The 17,612-nt window shown below is 38.9% G+C and carries 14 protein-coding genes; 11 read left to right on the top strand and 3 right to left on the bottom strand.

The genetic code is table 11. The features are described 5' to 3' along the window. Nucleotides 1-287 precede the first annotated feature (287 nt). The 5 genes from AC4G3O_RS12575 to rfbD all read left to right on the top strand — a co-directional run bounded on the left by AC4G3O_RS12575 (nt 288) and on the right by rfbD (nt 6,944). Nucleotides 288-2,936, top strand: a complete 2,649-nt coding sequence (locus tag AC4G3O_RS12575) for an SH3 domain-containing protein (protein ID WP_491136258.1) — start codon at nt 288-290, stop codon at nt 2,934-2,936. Nucleotides 2,937-3,654: 718 nt separating this feature from the next. Beyond that, entirely contained in the window at nt 3,655-4,554 is a 900-nt protein-coding gene (gene rfbA / locus AC4G3O_RS12570) for a glucose-1-phosphate thymidylyltransferase RfbA (RefSeq protein WP_491136257.1), read from the top strand. Then, nucleotides 4,551-5,111 carry a dTDP-4-dehydrorhamnose 3,5-epimerase gene (gene rfbC / locus AC4G3O_RS12565; protein ID WP_491136256.1) on the top strand — a complete coding sequence of 187 codons (561 nt, stop codon included), beginning with the start codon at nt 4,551-4,553 and terminating at the stop codon, nt 5,109-5,111. Before rfbA ends, rfbC begins: the two co-directional genes overlap by 4 nt. Next, nucleotides 5,111-6,097 (top strand): dTDP-glucose 4,6-dehydratase, encoded by a 987-nt coding sequence (gene rfbB / locus AC4G3O_RS12560; protein ID WP_490552653.1) that lies wholly within the window; start codon nt 5,111-5,113, stop codon nt 6,095-6,097. Before rfbC ends, rfbB begins: the two co-directional genes overlap by 1 nt. A 1-nt stretch (nt 6,098) precedes the next feature. Further along, nucleotides 6,099-6,944: a dTDP-4-dehydrorhamnose reductase gene (gene rfbD / locus AC4G3O_RS12555; protein ID WP_491136255.1), complete on the top strand. Its 846-nt coding sequence runs from the start codon at nt 6,099-6,101 to the stop codon at nt 6,942-6,944. A gap of 301 nt (nt 6,945-7,245) precedes the next feature. On the opposite strand, the gene AC4G3O_RS12550 is transcribed toward rfbD, so the two are convergent. From AC4G3O_RS12550 to AC4G3O_RS12540, 3 genes are all read right to left on the bottom strand, one after another. Continuing rightward, nucleotides 7,246-10,158: a S8 family serine peptidase gene (locus AC4G3O_RS12550; RefSeq protein WP_491136254.1), complete on the bottom strand. Its 2,913-nt coding sequence runs from the start codon at nt 10,156-10,158 to the stop codon at nt 7,246-7,248. Between the two features lie 22 nt (nt 10,159-10,180). Further along, nucleotides 10,181-10,333, bottom strand: a complete 153-nt coding sequence (locus AC4G3O_RS12545; protein WP_491136253.1) for a hypothetical protein — start codon at nt 10,331-10,333, stop codon at nt 10,181-10,183. A gap of 583 nt (nt 10,334-10,916) precedes the next feature. Then, complete coding sequence (locus tag AC4G3O_RS12540) at nt 10,917-11,549, bottom strand: YigZ family protein (RefSeq protein WP_066106000.1); 633 nt, start codon at nt 11,547-11,549, stop codon at nt 10,917-10,919. A 301-nt stretch (nt 11,550-11,850) separates the two neighbouring features. Between AC4G3O_RS12540 and AC4G3O_RS12535 the strand changes: the two genes are divergently transcribed. The 6 genes from AC4G3O_RS12535 to AC4G3O_RS12510 all read left to right on the top strand — a co-directional run bounded on the left by AC4G3O_RS12535 (nt 11,851) and on the right by AC4G3O_RS12510 (nt 17,571). After that, a complete protein-coding gene (locus AC4G3O_RS12535; protein WP_066106003.1) occupies nt 11,851-13,005 on the top strand; it encodes a sensor histidine kinase in 1,155 nt (384 codons plus the stop codon). 118 nt (nt 13,006-13,123) lie between these two features. Continuing rightward, entirely contained in the window at nt 13,124-13,810 is a 687-nt protein-coding gene (locus AC4G3O_RS12530) for a response regulator (RefSeq protein WP_066106006.1), read from the top strand. 160 nt (nt 13,811-13,970) lie between these two features. Further along, nucleotides 13,971-14,471 (top strand): GNAT family N-acetyltransferase, encoded by a 501-nt coding sequence (locus tag AC4G3O_RS12525; protein ID WP_077248102.1) that lies wholly within the window; start codon nt 13,971-13,973, stop codon nt 14,469-14,471. Between the two features lie 113 nt (nt 14,472-14,584). Continuing rightward, nucleotides 14,585-15,433 (top strand): DegV family protein, encoded by an 849-nt coding sequence (locus AC4G3O_RS12520; protein WP_066106009.1) that lies wholly within the window; start codon nt 14,585-14,587, stop codon nt 15,431-15,433. A 66-nt stretch (nt 15,434-15,499) separates the two neighbouring features. Continuing rightward, entirely contained in the window at nt 15,500-16,882 is a 1,383-nt protein-coding gene (locus AC4G3O_RS12515; protein WP_491136369.1) for an ATP-dependent helicase ComFA, read from the top strand. Next, nucleotides 16,879-17,571: a ComFC family protein gene (locus AC4G3O_RS12510; protein ID WP_491136252.1), complete on the top strand. Its 693-nt coding sequence runs from the start codon at nt 16,879-16,881 to the stop codon at nt 17,569-17,571. Before AC4G3O_RS12515 ends, AC4G3O_RS12510 begins: the two co-directional genes overlap by 4 nt. Nucleotides 17,572-17,612 lie beyond the last annotated feature (41 nt).

Here is a 17,612-nt window from a genome sequence, read left to right as displayed (position 1 = left end):
AGGCTGTTGATCATGTCAACAGCCTCTTTTTGTTGGTCATCATTAAGAAAGTGGGCACGAATAAGATTGAAACTATTATGGGAAGAGAATGAAATGGTAGTGTGAAAAGTAAGCATTTTTACAAGAAAATTGATGAATGAATGAATTAATTCAGTGCTTACCCTTAGAAAACCGCTCTATTATTCGTAATTCTATTAATGGGGGGAATATATGCTTATAAGAGAATAAAATATATCTAAATAATAGTTTAGTACGGTGCGTCTTATTTACTAAAAAGGGAGAGTTCAATGAATAAAAGGTATAAACAACCAATTAGAGTTATGGCAACATCCGTTCTTCTATCTACTGGCTTGATTTTTGGGCCTGAAATTGGATTGAAGGATAGTTTTTGGGAATTAAAAGTAGAAGCAGCTGCGGAGACATATTACAAGACAACAGCTAATTTGAACTTGAGAAAGTCTGCAAGTAAGGCTGCATCAATTATTACAACGATTCCAAAAGGAAAACAAGTTATATACTTATCAAAAAGCGGCAGCTGGTATAAAGTGAAATATGGAACAAAAACGGGTTATGTCAGTTCTAGCTATTTAAAAGCAGTTTTGCCAACGAGTACATCAGTATACACAACGACAGCTAATCTGAATTTACGCAAATCAGCTTCAACCAGTGCGGCCATCATTACGACTATACCAAAAGGAAAAACAGTTTCGTATCTTTCAAAAAGCGGCAGCTGGTATAAAGTGAAATATGGAACAAAAACAGGTTATGTAAGCTCAAAATATATCAAAGTCACTAAAAAAACGAGCTCCTCTGCCTCTGTTTCGATTAAGTCGACTAAATTTAAAACGACAGCAAATTTAAACATGAGGTCAAAAGCATCAACAAGTGGCACTCGACTCCTTACTATACCAAAGAATAAAATGATCACGGCTACGGCAAAATCAGGCTCATGGTATAAGGTCTCTTATAGTGGTAAAACAGGCTGGGTAAGCAGTTCGTATATAAAAGAATACAATCAAACTACGACTATAAGTACCACTTACTATAAGACGAATGCGACAAGCTCCTTGTATAGCACTGCCAATACAAAAAAAGCTGCAATCTATTCCATACCAAAGAATAATATATTTACATCTACTCAAAAGGTAGTTAATAGTATAGGAGAAACCTGGTATCGAGTTTCCTATAAAGGGAAGAATTATTTCATAAAATCCGGGTCTGTAAGTAAGGTGTCTGCAGCTAAGGTTACTAGTACTTCCTATACGGCAAAAGAAGCGACGTATTTATATTCCTTTGCTGGGGAGAAACATGGAACATTGGTTGCTATCCCTAAGGGAGTCAAAATAACAACCACTTATAGAATTGGGGATTGGTATAAAACAACGTATAGAGGAAAAACGGGTTATATCAACATAGCTAAATTCTCGAAAACGGTATCATCAACAGACACGTCAATTACAGCTACAAAGTATAAGACGACGGCCAATCTGAATTTACGAAAGACAGCGTCCACTTCCGGAGAAAAAATGGACACTATTCCTGTAAATACAATCGTGACGGCCACAGCAAAATCAGGAGATTGGTATAAAGTGAGCTATAATGGTCAAACTGGTTGGGTTAGCGGCACTTATTTGGTTGCATATAGTAGTACCTCAAGCAACACTCCGAGCGGTTCTACTATTACTGAAACAACCTATTTGCCGATTGCTGATTTGAATATTCGTGCCTCCGATACGACATCGTCTACTAAAATCGGTTTAATCCCTAAATACACACAAGTAAAATCAACCTATAAAACCAGTGAGGGATGGTATCGGGTAACGTATGATGGAGTAACAGGCTATGTATCAGGAGATTACTTAATTACAAAAGCGAACTACGATAAAATGAACTCTCATGAAGCGAATAAGAATTCCTTTATACATATGGATTTGCGAACGAAGTCCTCTGTTACAGCTGCACAAATTAATACTTATATTGCGAAGAATGCAACATCGAGTAATAGTGTCCTCTATAACAAAGGCTCGGTGTTTATCACTGCCGCCAATAAATATGGCCTAAATGCCTTGTATTTAGCAGCACATGCGATTCATGAAAGTGATTTTGGAAAATCGACGATTTCTTTGGGGAAAAACAATTTATTTGGTTTTGGATCCTATGATCTAGCACCATTTGTAGGCTCTGTAAAATTTTCCTCCATTGATGAGAATATTCTCTTTATTGCACAGGAAATGAAGGCGACTTATTTAAATCCATCTAACTGGAAGTATCAGGGGGCGACACTTGGATATACCATTAAGGATGCCAATGGAAATCGGAGTGCAGATTTAAGTAAAGGAATGAACTTTTACTATGCCAGTGATTCCAATTGGGGAAGTAAGATTGCCAACCATATGTCCGAGATTTTAGCTTACAGTAAGGAAGGGGCAGTCAGCCAAAGTGCAAATACGACAGTACCAGCCAAGCCAAGCTATCCAATTGGCAAGGATGTATTTCCGACAGGTACAATTGCTGTTGCCAATTCTTCTATAAGTCTAAGAAATGAGACAAGCAGCTCTGCGACTGTGGCAGCAACAATTGGAAAGGGTGAAACCTTTAATCTATTGGAAAAATGGAATGATTACTGGTTGACAGTCAATTATAAAGGCAAGAAATATTATACAAATACGGTCAGCTTAAGCAAATATAATCAGTATATGACTGTTAAAAACTTAGCTCGGGTGAGTGTCAGTGGTTCGAGTACCCTGAATGTACGGGCAACAGCGAGTACTGTGGGCGATATATTGGGATCATTGCCAAATCATCAATATGTCGAGCTTGTGGTGGATTCAAGTAAAAACCCAATTAAAAGTGGATCTTGGTATAAAGTTAAATTATCAAATGGAACACAAGGCTGGGTTTCTTCTGCTTATCTAACGATGGAATTAAATAAGTAATATCTTTAAAAGTTGTCGGAATTCTGACAACTTTTTTTGTTTACATCAGGGGGATTTTGCATTTTTTGACCATCAAATCACTTTAAACTAGGCACTAGCTCTATCAAATTAGGATCGTTCAGACTTCCCCAGTAAAAATAGGTAGATATAATCTCTTAATTTTTGTATGATTTTGTTAAATGATATTATTTCTATTTAAGGAATTAAATGTTAATAACCTGGTCTTATGGATTTAGTAAGTATTCTAGTTTGAAATGGGGGTAAACAAGTGATTTATGCAGAGATTCTGGCAGGTGGGAAAGGTACTGAATGGGTAATACCTTACTGCAGCTATACCCATTTATAATGCGGCCAGGCATTTAAATGGAATTAATCAAAGCAATAAAGTAGGTTCGTTTCGATTAAGCTATACTGTGCGCTCTTATTTTACAGAAAAATTCGACAATATATCTCTCGATGTAAAACTGCCGTCTACAGTTATGAATAGAATGGTGGAGGGGTTGGGATGATGAAAGCCAGGACAAATAAAAGCGATGTTTACAATATGCACGGCCTTCTGTGAATTCTATTGTCGTTCATCACTATACAGAAAGTGGAGTAGAGTTAACAATCTATCCCAGTGTAAAAGGTTGGTATGAACTGCGCCCGTTGGATACGGACGGAGTATAAATACAGAATTTGTTCAAGTGAGTGATGTTGACTATTAAGGAGGATGGAAATGAAGGGAATTATATTGGCAGGCGGAAGTGGTACCCGATTATATCCATTAACCAGTGCTATTTCCAAACAAATGCTGCCGGTTTACGATAAACCGATGATTTATTATCCTTTATCCATATTGATGCTGGCAGGTATAAAGGAAATCTTAATCATTTCAACTCCAGAAGATACATCACGTTACGCACAACTGTTAGGAGATGGTTCCAATATTGGCATAAGCCTTTCCTATGCTGTACAAGAAAAACCGGAGGGGCTAGCACAGGCTTTTATTATAGGTGAAAGCTTCATTGGCGAAGATTCTGTTGCGCTCATTTTAGGGGACAATCTATTTTATGGACAGGGATTATCCAAAATGGTACAAAAAGCGGCATCGAAGGAGTATGGAGCTACTGTATTTGGCTATCATGTACATGATCCTGAACGCTTTGGTGTAGTAGAGTTTGATAATCAGATGAAGGCTATATCCATAGAAGAAAAACCAAAGAATCCGAAAAGCAATTATGCTGTGACAGGTGTCTATTTTTACGATAATAGAGTGGTAGAATATGCGAAAAGAATTGAGCCATCTGCCAGAGGAGAATTGGAAATTACAGATTTAAACAGCATCTATCTTGAAAATGGCGAGTTGACCGTAGAAATCATGGGACGTGGTTTTGCCTGGTTGGATACAGGTACGCATGAGAGCCTGCTCGAAGCTTCCACATTCATAGAAACAGTGGAAAAAAGACAACGGCTTAAGATTGCCTGCCTAGAAGAAATCGCCTATCGAATGGGCTATATTGATGCTGTGCAGGTCAGACAATTGGCTGAACCACTTTCGAAAAATGAGTATGGGCAGTATTTGATGAGGATGATCGAGCAAGATCAAATGACGCCTAAAGAAGAGGTGGAATTATGAATGTTATTGAAAGCGGATTGAAGGGTGTTAAATTAATCGAACCTGCCGTTTATGGGGACCATCGTGGTTTCTTTACGGAAAGCTATAATGAAAAGCTATTTCATGAACATGATATCCTTGATCAGTTTATTCAGGATAATCATTCCCTTTCAAAGGAAGCTGGCGTATTGAGAGGGATGCATTACCAGTTGGAACCTAAGGGCCAAACCAAATTAGTACGTGTGGTAACAGGAGCAATCTATGATGTAGTGGTAGACATACGAAAAGGATCGCCAACTTTCGGGCAATGGGAAGGATTTATTCTCAGTGAATTTAATAAGCGCCAATTATTCGTTCCAAATGGGTTTGCACATGGATTTTGTACCATTACGGAAAATGTAAATGTACTTTATAAGGTGGATGAATTATATTCACCTGAACATGACCGGGGAATTGCCTGGAATGATGAGGAGCTAGCTATTAAATGGCCAGTTTCGGTTCCGATTTTATCTGATAAGGACCAAAAACATCCGATGCTTCATGGAGCTGATTATAATTTTGTTTGGGAGGATGCCTAATGAACATTTTGGTTACAGGAGGAGCGGGCTTTATTGGAAGTAATTTTGTCCGTCATCTATTAACTACCTATCCTGATTATCGAGTTATTAATTTGGATTTACTAACTTATGCGGGTAATATACATAACTTGGATGATGTGATGGAGAATCAAAATCACTATTTTGTCCAAGGGAATATCACGGACCGTGAGCTAATCAAAAGCTTAATCGAACAATATGATATCCAGGCAATTGTTAATTTTGCGGCTGAGTCACATGTGGACCGCAGTATTTTGGATCCAGGAATATTCATTGAAACGAATATTCAGGGAACATTGGCTTTATTGGATGCAGCGAAGGAATGTCATGTACAAAGGTTTTTACAGGTATCGACGGATGAGGTCTATGGATCGCTGGGGGAAACAGGGTATTTTACGGAAGAGACACCGTTAGCACCGAACAGCCCATATTCAGCAAGTAAAGCAGGAGCAGATATGCTCGTCCGTGCTTATCATGAGACTTATGGCTTGTCGGTTACTATCACACGCTGCTCAAATAATTATGGGCCTTATCATTTTCCTGAAAAATTAATTCCATTGATGATAACGAATGGAATAGATGGGGACATGTTACCGATTTACGGAAATGGAGAGAATATCCGCGATTGGCTGCATGTTACCGATCATTGTGCCGCGATAGATTTAGTGCTCCATAAGGGGAAAAGTGGAGAAGTGTATAATGTTGGCGGTCATAATGAGCGGACCAACAATGAGATCGTTCAAAAAATTGTAGAGCATCTCGGTCTCTCAAGTGATAGGATTCACTATGTAGAGGATCGGCTCGGGCATGATCTCCGTTATGCGATTGATCCCACAAAGCTCGAAACTGAGCTAGGCTGGAAGCCAAAGTATACCTTTGATACGGGGATTGTGGAAACAATTGATTGGTATGTCAATCATGAGGAATGGTGGCGTCCATTAAAGGAACGCGCCAAACTGGGTAAATAAGATGAAGATACTAGTAACGGGAGCGAATGGCCAACTCGGGACTGAAGTTGTTACCCTGCTAAAGGAGGATGGGATACACACGGTATTCCCCTTTATTAAGGAAGAGTTGGATATATCTAATGAACAGGAAGTTTCCGAGACCATATCTTCCATTCACCCGGACTGGGTTTTGCATTGTGCAGCTTATACGGATGTTGAAGCTGCGGAGGAAGAAGGCAGGGAAGCGAATTGGAGAATTAATAGAGATGGATCTGCTTATATTAGTAAAGCGGCAGCGGAGACTGGGGCTCGAGTTATTTATATAAGTACAGATTATATATTCGATGGAACAAAAGAGGCAGCATATTTACCGTCAGATCAAACAAATCCTATCAATCAATATGGTGCGGCTAAACTTGCAGGTGAAGAGGCAATTTTAAAATACAGTCCTTCTGCCTATATCATTCGTACTTCTTGGATATTTGGAGAACATGGCCGTAATTTTGTTTATACCATGCTGAATTTAGCTAAGAAAATGGATACGATTAAGGTGGTAAATGACCAATATGGAAAGCCGACCTATGCGCATGATTTAGCGGCATTCATGGTTTATATTGTGAATCATGAAGTCGAGGCAGGTGTCTATCATTTTTCGAATGATGGAGTGGCGACATGGTTTGAGTTTGCTAAAGAAATATTAAAAGGTAAACGGGTAGAGGTTTTGCCTGGGACATCAGCTGAATTCCCACAAAAGGCTGCAAGGCCAAAGCATTCTGTCCTGTCATTGGATAAAGTAAAGGATACAGGTTTTGTCATACCAACCTGGAGGGATGCACTAGAGCGTTTTATGAGGCAAAGAGTTCATTGACCGCTCTGGATGACAAACTAAAAAGCTGCGATTATCCTAAAAAACGGATAGTGCGCAGCTTTTTTAGTTCTGGTGATTTATTTACTCAAGCTTTATCTATTTGTGACCAAGTATTTGCTAGAAGTCTTAGAGGAAAATGGGAGAACTATTTTCTTTGTCAGCCATTCCATTAAGCAAACTATAGAATCAACTATAAAATGAGAGTGTTGATTACATGAGCTAGGCTATAAATACCTATACTTAATTAGAGTGCGCCTAAGAAGATACGTTTTCTTAGACAGCTAATTTAAGATCCTATAAATTAATAGTTATAGTACCCATCGTTATAGGCGTACTCGTATTTATTCCCCAGTTCATCCTTATAGGATAATACATACATTAAATCGATGTAACTATTATCAACAAAGAGATTGTCAGGTACAAGATAATTCAAGGTGTTTTGCCCTGTTTTGAATGTATATGTTTGCTGATCATAATAGCTACTAAGATTGCCGGAGTTATAATGATTATAATCATAGACAGTTAATTGCATCTCTGTATCTTTTGATAAGTTTGTTACTATATCGATGCCCGTATTATGTGTATCTACGGAATGACTTTGAATCCACTCTGGATATTCCTCATAATAATTGCTTAAGATAGAGCCGGTTACTTTTGTTTCTCTGCCCATCTCTGTTTTGGCTTTAATAACGTAATTGAGAGGTTCGTAATACCAATAATCGTTGCCATCGTCACTTACTCCATCCCACGTGAAATTCTGAATTCCCGCCTCTTGTTTTACATTTTTACTGATAGTCTTAACTAGAGAATCATCTCCGTCATAAATTTCAACCGTGACGGTAGCAGGATCAGAGAGTTTATAGAAGACCTCAATATCTGTTTTATAATACTCTTTAGATTTATTTTGTACGTGCTTCGGATACTCAACTTTAATAACTTGGCGATCCACATTAAGATTTGCACTGTAAGTTGCGTTATTTTTATACTTGTCAGATGCGTTGATTCTGTAGGTATAAACTCCATCTCCAATATACTCACCATTAGAATTGGTTCCATTCCAAGAGAAATCATAGCTGCCAGCCTTCTGGTCCTCATCTTTTAGGATTGTTTTTACAAGTGTCGAGCCTTTATAAACATTGATAGACACACTGGAAGCTTTAATGAGTGTATATGGAATAGCAACGTCCGTATTACCGGTGATATTCTTTGTTCCTTTGCCACTTACAAAATTAGCACGATGATCTTCGAGGTTGAAAGTTTTACTCTTAATCGTTTTTTTATTACCGATGAGATCTTTTAACTCATACTGAAAAACATAAATTCCTTCTGTAACAAATTTATTCTTACTGTCTGTTCCATTCCAACTATGTTGTATGGATGAAGGATCATACAATTTGTTAGTAACCAGTGTTTTTACTTTCGAACCCTTGCTATTCAAAACAGAAACAGTCATATATAGTTTTTCTTTGGATTTAAAGGTTGCATTCTGTTTATTCTTCTCTGTTGCTTTAAATGGGGTAGCTATATTATTTAGAGAGCCATTTATAGTCGTATCCACAGTGATACTTGATTTAACTGTTTTTCCTTTGACCTTCGTTAGAGAGATGGTTTCGAATGAAAGTTTATAACTGCCATCCTTCACTAGCTTGTTACTGGAGTTTTTCCCGTTCCAAGTAATTGATTGTTTGCCACCTTTGATGGTCTTGCTCTTCATAATTGTTCCAACTGTTTTCCCCGTACTATCCAAAACTTTAACAGTTACTTTTGAATCTTTGTTAAGTACATAAGGAACTTTTATCGATGTAGTGACCTTGTGTGAAAAATTGGCAGCTTTACTGGTGACTGTTGGGGCTACATTATCCTTAACTGTCACAGTTTTGGTTTTATAAATGTTTTTGCTGCCTCTAGTCATTCTTGCAACAAGCGTATATTTTCCTGATTTGGCGTAGCTATATGATCCTGTCTTTCCGTCCCATGATGTGGAAATTTTCCCCCAACTCCACGGTTTATTGGAGACTAAACTTCTAACCAATTTTCCTTTGGAATCCTTTACATAGATTGATAGTTTTGACGAGCCATATGCGCTTACAGAGATGTTATGTTTATTTTTCCCTGTAGCAGTGAATTTTGTACTCGCGGTTATCGTTGATAACTGCCCAGGTGTATTTGACATTGCTTTGCTCGCATCAATTCGACCATATCCATATAAAGAATCCCAGCCTTTTTTCCCGAGGTCTTTGACAGATTTATTCATAATAATTTCTATTTGGTCTGGTGATAACCAAGGATTTTTAGAAAGCATTAGAGCAGCTACTCCACTTACTAAAGGAGCCGCCATTGATGTTCCATCCATATATTCATAAGAACTGCCGTTGACGGTAGAATAGATATCTTCACCAGGAGCTGAATAATTTATGTAGTTTCCAAAATTAGAAAAGTATGAATCGCTGTCTTTCTTATTAGTGGAACTAACTGCCAACACATGATTTAAAGCAGCTGGATAAGAAGTGTAGGAGGTGCTGTCATTACCTGCAGCTGCAATAATAATAGCGCCCTTCGAATGCGCATATGCCACTGCACTGTCTACATATGAACTGTAAGAATAACTTCCAAAGCTTAAATTCAATACTCTTGCACCATTATTGACTGCATATATAATTCCATCACCAATACTATAAGCGTCTGCATATTGCCCATTGAAAACTTGAACAGGCATGATTTTAACCTTTGGAGCTACACCTGATATACCGATTGTGTTCTGAGTAGCTGCAATGATACCAGCTACATGGGTACCATGAGCTGCCGATGTTATCGTCGAGTTGTTGCGTACAATATTTTTTTGCTTAGTAATTTTCCCTTTTAGATCTGGATGATTTGTCTGCATTCCATTATCGATAACAGCAACTATGATCGAAGAGGATCCTTTTGATTTATCCCATGCTTTTGGCATATTGATTTTTGGTAAATGCCATTGTTTTTTATAATGTTTATCTTTTGGGGTATAAGCCGTTTTGTATAATATATTTGGTTCAACCAATTGAACGGATTTGTGCTTAGAGAGCCTTTTGGCAATAGAAGATAGGTCAGTATTTTTTACTACAGAGACTAAAGAATAATTTCCTGTTTCAGAAAAGGATAGCTCACTACCTTTAATGCTGTTGATGATTTGCTTTCGCTGACCCTTAGAAAGGACAGATTTAAACTTAACAATCAACTCTTGCTCTGTGTATTCTTTCTCATCCGCAGTACTGAATAATTTTATACCGCCTTTTTGAGCATTGTTCTGTTTTTTGTAATGTTTCCGCAGCGTTTACATTGGCAGTGGAAACCATGAAACAAAACAAAAATACAATAAAGGCACTAATTCCTTTAATTAATGAATTCCTCATTCAATATCCCCCTAGTTTAAATGCATTAATTACAATAATCCCCTATTTATTATATCGGATAAATATGGTAATATTTAACTATTTTAATAGTTATACTTTGGATCTTTTTAATAGACTTTAATATGGATTCTTTTCTATAAAAATTGTTTTTAGTGGCTAATTGTCGAGTTAATAAAAAGTGTGGGTTGTATTTTGGCTTAGTTATTTTGCATTAGGTTGCTATGATTAAAGTTAGCGGGGAAGTTGGCCTAAATTTTAATAGAATTGAAAATTATTTCATGGCGTATACAGTTTGAAGAATCTGTGCTGAAGATGTTGTGGATTTCCTGAGTTAAAACAGGAGTGGATATTTTTTTCACGTGTGCCTCTGCCGATAAGGAGGTTGCCAATAGACAGACAACGAGTACCGTGAGGCTGAATAGAACCTGGTATACTCTTTTCATAAATAACCCCTTCTTTGTCCAATTTCGTATTGATTCATTTTACCTAATTGCAACTATAATTCTTGTTGTATTTTGTCGATAAAACTAAACTTTTTTCCTAAGATTTTAGACAAAGAAGGGGGAATTGAGTTCTTTTAGAATTAGAGGTCATGCTCGAGGTATAGCATTTCGCCTTCTTCTATGGATGCCTGTCCATTTGATAAATCCGTCATCCAGTCTATGAAGGCTTCCTTTGCGTCTTCCTCTGCGTAGGATTCAATCATGACTCGGTCCAGATAATGAATTTCTTTAATGGAATAGTGCGAATTTCGAAGTTCATTTTCAATTTTCCCGAGAAGTGTATAATCGAACGTGGACTTCATGATGCGCATTAATCTTCTTTCCACCACACCGGTTGCGTTAATTCCTTCAGAAGCTGCTCCGCCGTATGCGCGGATTAATCCGCCAGCCCCAAGTTTAATTCCTCCGAAATAGCGTGTCACAACCACCGCAGTGTCCTTCAAGCCCTTTTTCTTAATGACTTCGAGAATAGGGACACCGGCTGTGCCGCTAGGTTCACCATCATCATTGGCTTTTTGGATGAGGTCATTTTCACCGATCATATAGGCTGAACAATTATGGGTCGCATCCCAGTGCTTTTTCTTGATTGATTGAATAAATTGTATGGCTTCTTCCTCTGATTCCACGCGATTCACATAGGCAATAAAGCGTGACTTTTGGATGATTTGTTCAGATTCGCCATATCCCTTTACTGTTTTATATGAATTCAGCATTTAAACTGCCGCCTTTCTCTTTATATCCCTTCTAGTATACTTTATTATTCGGTTCGTACGACATCTTTATTACAGAAGAGTAATATGCTGTGATGGAGATGTGAAATAGTAAAAAGTAAAAAAAATACTGGTAATCGTGCTATAATTTAACTATTATGTAGTATTTCACTGGTATATTAACTTATTTACCCAATAATTTCTAAAAACACCCACAAAGGAAATTCGTGAAGACCGAACTATTTTATATGAATTGGTACAGAAGAAGCGGAGGATTCTTTTGCGTCAAACAGGAGGTAAGATTATGCGGGTACCTAAGCTGGATGGAAAGGCACTCGATAACATCCTTAATCATATGATCAGTACCGTGGACAATAGTAAGGGAGAAATATATGAAATAGGGGAACACTGTCAGCATGAATTTGCTCAACTTTCTTCTGAATTAGAATCTGTTAAAACAATGGTGCTGAAGGTCATTGCTGATGGGGATGAGCTTGATCAAAAGGCGCGTGAATCCCGTAAATGCTTATCAGATGTTTCCTCCCGTTTCAAGGAATTTACGGAGGTACAAGTGAGGGCAGCCTATGAACAGGCACATACGTATCAGGTTGACCTGACCATGAACAGAGAGCTGGAAAAACAGCTCCGTAAACGTCGAGATGACCTTGAAAGAAGGCTCATTAATCTAAAGGAAACTATTGATAGAGCTGAGAATCTCGTTTCGCAAATCACGGTTGTTCTGCATTATTTAACAAGTGACCTGCAGGACGTGTCTGAGGTTCTCGATATGTATAAACAGAAACAGGACTTTGGCTTTAAAATCATTGAGGCCCAGGAAGCCGAGCGCAAAAAGCTTTCTCGTGAAATTCATGACGGTCCTGCACAAATGCTTGCCAATGTGATGGTCCGTTCAGATTTAACGGAGCGGATATTCAGGGAACGCGGTCCTGAGGAAGCGTTGCTGGAAATAAAATCTCTGAAGCAGATGGTTCGGAGTGCGCTGGCTGAGGTTAGGCGAATTATCTATGACCTGCGGCCTATGGCCTTGGATGATCTTGGGCTTATCCCGACTCTGCGTAAGTATTTGCAAACCATTGGTGAATACAATTCAGAGATTGATTTTAAATTTCAGATTTATGGACAGGAAAAAAGACTTGAGCCGAATTATGAAGTTGCGTTATTCAGGCTTGCCCAGGAAGCAGTCCAAAATGCAATCAAACATGCGAATGCCAGCCTGATTCAGGTTAAACTGGAACTTTTGAATGATAAAGGGACATTGACTGTACGGGATAATGGCCGTGGATTTGAGCCGCATAAACAAAAGGAAGGTTCCTTTGGAATCATGGGAATGAATGAGCGTGTTGAGACACTTGAAGGAGAAATGACCATTCAATCAAGTGTGGGTGGAGGTACGCTTGTCTATATTCAAATTCCATTAAAGGCATCAATAATTGTGTAATTTTTTTATAAAATAGTTTTTTAGTTATATTTATTGTAAATGTTTGGAGTTTACTAGTAGTCAAGAATATAATTAGGATAATGACTACTTACTGTAAAAAGATGGGGGATGAGAGATAATGACAACTACAATTGCAATCATAGATGATCATCAATTATTTCGCGAAGGGGTTAAACGGATTCTCGATTTCGAATCTTCTTTCTCGGTAATCGCTGAGGGGGACGATGGCAGCGAGGCGATCTCAATTGTTGATACATATCATCCGGATGTTATCATCATGGATATCAATATGCCAAACGTCAACGGGGTTGAGGCAACAGGCCAGTTGATTGAGAAATTTCCGGATTCCAGAGTAATTATGCTTTCAATTCATGACGATGAAAACTACGTAACCCATGCTTTAAAAACAGGTGCCCGCGGCTATTTATTAAAGGAAATGGATGCGGATGCCTTGATTGACGCTGTTAAAGTCGTTGCAGATGGTGGTTCCTACCTGCATCCGAAGGTTACTCATAATCTAGTACGTGATTACAGAAGATTGGCAACGGATGAAGCAGCAAATGGCGATAATGTCATGAATGTCGAGATTCGCCGTCCATTGCATTTGCTGACAAGACGTGAGTGCGAGGTCCTTCAATTATTGGCTGATGGCAAAAGTAATAGAGGAATCGGTGAGACTTTATTTATCAGCGAGAAGACCGTTAAAAATCATGTAAGTAATATCCTTCAAAAGATGAATGTAAATGATCGTACTCAGGCGGTTGTATATGCGATTAAAAACGGCTGGGTTGAAGTTAGATTATAATAGATGATAGATTTAAGCGCCGACCAATTGGTTGGTGCTTTTTTAATCGGGATGGATTCTGTCAAACTGTCAGTTTATATATTTTTTTTCAATAGTGTATATACATTTTTCATATTTTGTTAAAGTTTTTAATAAAGATTAGGGTAGGAGAGGAGATATTGTGAATCAACCGTATACAATTAGAGATGCTAAAGAGAAGGATTTAGCACGCATCGTTGAAATTTATAATTCTACTATTCAGAGCAGAATGGTGACAGCTGACACGGAAATGGTGGATGTAGGAAGTCGCTTGGAGTGGTTTTTGAATCATACCTCTGAGAAAAGGCCTTTATGGGTTATGGAAAATGATGGTATGATTATAGGGTGGCTCAGTTTTCAGGATTTCTATGGACGACCTGCTTATCAAGCTACTGCTGAAATCAGTATCTATATTGACCCGGCTTATCGAAAAAAAGGAATAGGAGCAAAATTTTTAGACTATGCAATTAAGAATGCTCCCATCCTCAGGATTCATACATTGCTGGGATTTATTTTTGCCCATAATGAGCCAAGCATACGTCTATTTAAGCAATTTGGATTTGAAGAATGGGCTCATTTGCCTAGTGTAGCAGAATTAGATGGAGTGCAAAGAGATTTGCTGATTTTGGGTAAAAAAATATAGATTGAAAAGTTTAAAAATTACCATTTTAACCAATGTAATGCAAACAGACTGATTATGATTTAAAATGGAGAAGATAATAAGGAAAATCTCAATAATAAGGATGGTTTTCAATAATGAGAACTGCAATAGTTACAGATAGTACAGCTTATATACCAAAAGACCTGCGAACGCAATATGATATACATATGATTCCGCTAAGTGTAGTGTTTGGAGATGAAGTGTATCAGGAGGAGAATGAAATAACTGCTTCTGACTTTTATGAAATGGTCGAGCGTTTGGATATGCTTCCAACGACCTCACAGCCAGCAACCGGAAAATTCGTTGAAAAATATGAAGAGCTTGCGAAGGACTATGATGCTGTGATCAGTATCCATTTATCGAGTGGAATTAGCGGTACCTATCAAGGTGCTATTACAGCTGGAGAAATGGTAGATGACATTAAGGTTTATGCTTTTGACTCCGAGATCACTTGCATGATTCAGGGATTATTTGTACTCGAAGCAGCCAAAATGGCGAAGGAAGGCAAACATCCTGATGAAATCATCGCACGCTTGCATGAACTCCGCGAATCATCTAATGCTTACTTCATGGTAGACGATCTATCCAACCTGCAAAGGGGCGGCCGCTTAAATGGCGCTGCAGCTCTAATTGGCAGCTTGCTTCAAGTGAAGCCAATCCTGCATTTTGAAAACAAAGTGATTGTCCCTTTTGAAAAAATCCGTACGAAGAAAAAGGCATTAAAACGTATAGTCGAGCTTTTTGAGCAGGAATATAAAAAAGGTGAGCCTCTTCAGGCTGTTTTAATCCATGGCAATATTGAAGAGGAAGCGACTGAAATGTTAAATGAGCTAAAAGAGAAATTCCCTGAAGCGGAATTTAGACTAAGCTATTTTGGCGCAGTTATTAGTACTCACTTAGGCCAGGGAGCAACGGGACTTGGCTGGACAAAACGATATAATTAACTAGTAATATGGGGCTTGGCTGTTTGGCCGCCCCTTTTTATTTAAAAGGAGGTTTTCAATTTGAACGTGAAAGCATCCAGACACTCAACAGGATCCTCACCTATATCTCTGCAACAGCTCCTCATTGGTAAAGAACTCCTCATAACTGAAATTCCAAATGAATTAAAGGAACAATTGGATTTAAATGAACAAATTTATTCTGTGAGAGGGATTGAGAATGGTATATGCAGACGCTGCGGCAATACGGATTCCCGTTTGTTTGCAACATTCCCCCACAGTGCGTGTGGTGAAAACTGTCTGTATTGCCGCCATTGTATTATGATGGGCCGAATCAGCTCCTGTTCTACTCTTTTTGGGTGGAAGGGGGAAAATCTTGGCTGGAGTCCTGAGTTAGCTCGGCTTCGTTGGGATGGTTTGCTTTCCTTGTCCCAAAAGGAGGCTTCAGAAAAAATCATGGAAGCTGTCCGAAATCAAATGGATTTACTCATTTGGGCAGTATGCGGAGCCGGGAAGACAGAGATGATCTTTGCCGGTATAGAAGAAGCTCTTTTCTCAGGCAAACGAGTTTGCCTGGCAACTCCTCGTACAGATGTTATCCTTGAGCTTGCTCCAAGGCTTCGCAGGGTATTTCCAGATATTCCGATCGTCGCCCTCTATGGTGACAGTCAAGAAAAACAGCTTTTTGCTCCATTTGTCTTATCGACTACTCACCAGCTGATGCGTTATGCCGATGCTTTTAATGTGATGATTATTGATGAAGTAGATGCATTCCCATATTCCTTTGATCCTCATCTCCAATATGCGGTTCAAAAGGCCTGTAAGAAAGATGCTGCTGTTATTTATTTGACGGCAACGCCTTCAAAACAGTGGCAGCTCGAATTTCAACAGGGTATAAGAAATGGAATTCTCCTCCCTGCCCGTTTTCACAGACACCCTATTCCTGTCCCCACTATGAAATGGGTTGGAAACTGGCAATCCTCCATTCAGAAAAATAAACTCCCCAATCCTCTCGTATATTGGCTCAAAGCTGCTATCGAGTGCAAGAAGCCCTTTCTTATTTTTTTCCCGAATATTGCCTTAATGGAAAGAGCCCTTCCTCTCTTTCAAGGCTATGCGCCTGAAATACTTTCTGTCCATGCAGAGGATGCGGAACGTAAAGATAAAATAATGAAGCTGCGCAGAGGTGAGATTCAGGGCTTACTGACAACCACGATATTGGAAAGAGGCGTTACGATTCCTAAATTGAATGTAGCGGTGATCGGGGCTGAGGATGAAATTTTTACCGAGTCAGCACTCGTCCAAATTACCGGACGGGTTGGCAGAAGTAAGGACCATCCTCGCGGTGATTGTGTATTTTTTCATTATGGAAAAACAAATGCCATGCTAGATGCGATCCAGCAAATCAACCAAATGAATAGGGAAGCTGCTAAAAGGGGGCTACTGGATTGAAGATTTTCCAATCATCGCTTTGTCTTTATTGTCACAGCCCAATTCGTGAGAGTGCAGGCTGGGCGAATATCTTCTTTTTGGAGGAGGACGATTTGCTATGTCTGGCCTGTCGCTCCAGACTTATTCCGATTCAGGGGAATTCGTGTGTGATTTGCTGTAAACCGCTTCAGACGGGGGACAAATGTCCGGATTGTGAAGAATGGCTGGTGGATCCCATGTTTGGCCAAGCACTTGATTATAATGTCTCCTTATATACCTATAATCCGTTTATGAAGGATGTGATTGCCCGATTTAAATATCGGGGTGATTATGAATTGGCACGTATATTTGCTGCCGAACTGCGTAAAAAAGCGCCGAAGGCTCATTTTGTCATTCCGATTCCGCTGAGTGACGAGCGCCTGAACGAGCGTGGGTTTAATCAGGCTGAAGCAATCGGTATGATGGCTGGAATGATATTGGAACATGGGCTGGTTCGTGTACATGGTGAAAAACAGTCTAAGAAGAGTCGGTATGAGCGTATCCATACTGAACAGGTCTTTCGTATTCATTCTAAAGCCCTGGATTTTCAGGATAAAACGATTCTTATACTCGATGATATTTATACGACAGGCTCCACCTTAAGGCATGCTGGTGCCCTTTTAAAGGAGGCGGGGGCAAAAAGTATCATTTCTTTGACGATTGCACGATAATCTTTATCTTCGAAGAGAATATCCGATAAGAAATCTAAGAG

Source organism: Bacillus sp. z14 (2026) (assembly GCF_058313575.1).
The sequence above is the reverse complement of the archived record's forward strand: the minus strand, read 5'-3'. Positions and strand labels throughout refer to the sequence as shown.

Bases quoted from the DNA above. Each gene is read 5' to 3' on its own strand.
- AC4G3O_RS12575 (WP_491136258.1), top strand. From the start codon at position 288: ATGAATAAAAGGTATAAACAACCAATTAGAGTTATGGCAACATCCGTT.
- rfbA (WP_491136257.1), top strand. From the start codon at position 3,655: ATGAAGGGAATTATATTGGCAGGCGGAAGTGGTACCCGATTATATCCA.
- rfbC (WP_491136256.1), top strand. From the start codon at position 4,551: ATGAATGTTATTGAAAGCGGATTGAAGGGTGTTAAATTAATCGAACCT.
- rfbB (WP_490552653.1), top strand. From the start codon at position 5,111: ATGAACATTTTGGTTACAGGAGGAGCGGGCTTTATTGGAAGTAATTTT.
- rfbD (WP_491136255.1), top strand. From the start codon at position 6,099: ATGAAGATACTAGTAACGGGAGCGAATGGCCAACTCGGGACTGAAGTT.
- AC4G3O_RS12545 (WP_491136253.1), bottom strand. From the start codon at position 10,333: ATGAGGAATTCATTAATTAAAGGAATTAGTGCCTTTATTGTATTTTTG.
- AC4G3O_RS12540 (WP_066106000.1), bottom strand. From the start codon at position 11,549: ATGCTGAATTCATATAAAACAGTAAAGGGATATGGCGAATCTGAACAA.
- AC4G3O_RS12535 (WP_066106003.1), top strand. From the start codon at position 11,851: ATGCGGGTACCTAAGCTGGATGGAAAGGCACTCGATAACATCCTTAAT.
- AC4G3O_RS12530 (WP_066106006.1), top strand. From the start codon at position 13,124: ATGACAACTACAATTGCAATCATAGATGATCATCAATTATTTCGCGAA.
- AC4G3O_RS12520 (WP_066106009.1), top strand. From the start codon at position 14,585: ATGAGAACTGCAATAGTTACAGATAGTACAGCTTATATACCAAAAGAC.